The sequence below is a fragment of the Bradyrhizobium sp. P5_C11_2 genome, from assembly GCF_054049755.1.
In genome coordinates, this window is the sequence record NZ_JBFULT010000847.1 from 1 (window position 1) to 2194 (window position 2194).

Genomic DNA, 2194 nt, shown 5'->3' on the forward strand with positions numbered 1-2194 from the left:
GTTTATTTCATCACGCTGTTGCTGGTGAGATTGTTCCTGTGGTTCTTCAGCTGAAGCACTCGCGAACATTTCGCATGCACGGTGCTGCCCAAAAAATCTCGCGCGTGACAAGAAAATCAGCGGCGCTCATCATGATCTCGACACAACTCGAAGATGAGAATGCTGCGTCGCGAACACGGGCGTCCGGCGCGGCGGGTATTTCGAGGATTTACAACTTTCGCACGGACACCTCTGGGGCACATGGCGATCAGGAGACGCATGAATCTTGCAGGACGCATACGGGTCTGCAATCGGCCTGCTTCCGACGCTGACCGGCGCGCGGATCGCGAAAGAAGGGGGCGCCATGACTAGCCCGACCAACAATGCGCCGCGGCGATATTTCGTCGATGCTGGCGGCCGGCGCGTCCTGATCGGTCTGACACTCGAGGAGACGTTCGAATTCGAGCGACTCGACAGCGCGCAGACGCCAGATCCGGCAGCCAGGCGGGCCGCGCCTGAGGGCCGCGAAGTGTGGCTGGATGCCGGTGGGCAGCGCTGGCTGGAGCTCTATGAGAAGCACGAGGGCGCCTGGAAGGCCTGGATGGCGCAAAGCCGGGCGGAGCGGTCCGGAGGATTCAGCCTTTATTAACTATCCAGGATCCATTTTCTGGTCTGTCCTTCGAACCGGAAATGCGCGCATGTTCCAACTGTTCCTGCGGGCTCGCACCCAGAATTTTCTCAGAGATCGTTTTGGAGGCGAGCAAATCTTTCGGGCGCGCTCGCCCCAGCGCGACGCTGAAACCGATCAGGCGCGCATCGATGCCATCATGGTCGCGATCGAGGATGCGCTCCATGCGGCCGAGCTGGAGCAGACGGGCCTCAATCGGCGGGTCGAAGATGTGCTGGCGCGGGCAGCGGTGACCTTCGGCAATGGCGATGACGAATATCTCGAGCGGGAACCGCTCGACAGCCATCACCAGGATCTCTTCGACAAGGAGATCTTGAACGGCCAGCGCCGGCTCAAGGAGCTGAGCGCCTCGATCGCCCATTTCAAATTTCTGAAGGCCGCGATGCTCAGCCGCTTTCCAGAATACCGGCCATCGACAAGCAGCACCAACTGACGGTTGCGGCAGGCGCCACCGCCAACGGCGTGCAGTGGCTAGATCGCAAGCATGCTGTTGCCCTGGATGGACAGCAGCGTCAGGTTGCCGGTGGCATATGCCCCGGTGTCGATGTTGGCCCGGTTTTCGAGCAGTTCGGCCTGCCGCACCGGCGTATGGCCGTGCACGACGTATTTGCCGAAGCGTCTCTTGCTCTGGAGAAATTCGTCCCTGATCCACAACAGGTCGGACTCGCGCTGTTCGGACAGGGGAATCCCCGGACGGACCCCGGCATGGACGAAGAAGAAGTCGCCGCATGTGAAGGTTGGCCGCAACTGACGCAGGAATTCGATATGCTGTGGCGGCATCGCGGATGCGAGCTCACGCACGAGATCGGACTGCTCGTCCTTGCCGATCCCCGGCGCGGCCGACACGCCGTACGACATCAGGGTCTGGAGGCCGCCGAATTGAAACCATTCGGTGACGCGCGAGGGATCGTCCAGCACCGAGGTGAAATAGGCCTCGTGATTGCCCTTGAGAAAGACCGTGTTGCGACGGCGGCTGCGCCTGATCAGGAGATCGAGGGTGTGGCGCGAGTCCGGTCCGCGGTCGATGTAGTCGCCGAGGAAGACCTCGATCGCGCGATATGGACGGCTGTTCGCCATGTCCGCATCGATGACGGCGAACATCTGCTCGAGCAGGTGCGCGCAGCCGTGGATGTCGCTCATCGCATAGATGCGCACGCCGTTCGGTAGTTTCGGCCGAGGCGAAATTTGGGGCGCAGGCGTGGGCATGGGGTCCAACTCTTTCAGAGAGCTTCGCCCGTGATGTCAATATGCTATCGACGAAATCGGGGCGGCACGAGCCACTTTTTTCCCAGCGCGTGCGAATGATTGCCCATATCGATCACCTGCGCGATTCGACGAATCGCCGATCCCGCCCGATCAGCCGAAGCTCTGGCTGTCGAATGACGGCGCAGCAGCCTTGGTGCGATAGGCCGATGTTCGCGGGCGGATCAGAAGCGCGCCGCCGATATAGCCAAGCTGGAGCACCGCCGCGAAGACAAGAATCGTAACAACCGTGTGAGCCGAATCGTGTCCCTGCCAGGCAGAGCC

General features: G+C 61.3%; 4 protein-coding genes. 3 read left to right on the plus strand and 1 reads right to left on the minus strand.

Features of this window, described 5'->3' with window-relative positions; translation table 11 throughout:
- The 3 genes from ACXJL8_RS39355 to ACXJL8_RS39365 form a co-directional block, all read left to right on the plus strand.
- The coding region (locus ACXJL8_RS39355) for a hypothetical protein (protein WP_456686844.1) at positions 1–311 on the plus strand (311 nt) is incomplete at its 5' end.
- A 32-nt stretch (positions 312–343) separates the two neighbouring features.
- Entirely contained in the window at positions 344–628 is a 285-nt protein-coding gene (locus ACXJL8_RS39360) for a hypothetical protein (RefSeq protein ID WP_456621602.1), read from the plus strand.
- Between the two features lie 49 nt (positions 629–677).
- Positions 678–1100, plus strand: coding sequence for a hypothetical protein (locus ACXJL8_RS39365; protein WP_456621603.1), 423 nt, complete (start codon positions 678–680; stop codon positions 1098–1100).
- Between the two features lie 38 nt (positions 1101–1138).
- Here the strand turns inward: ACXJL8_RS39365 and ACXJL8_RS39370 are convergent, their stop codons facing one another.
- Positions 1139–1873: a metallophosphoesterase family protein gene (locus ACXJL8_RS39370; protein WP_456621604.1), complete on the minus strand. Its 735-nt coding sequence runs from the start codon at positions 1871–1873 to the stop codon at positions 1139–1141.
- Positions 1874–2194 lie beyond the last annotated feature (321 nt).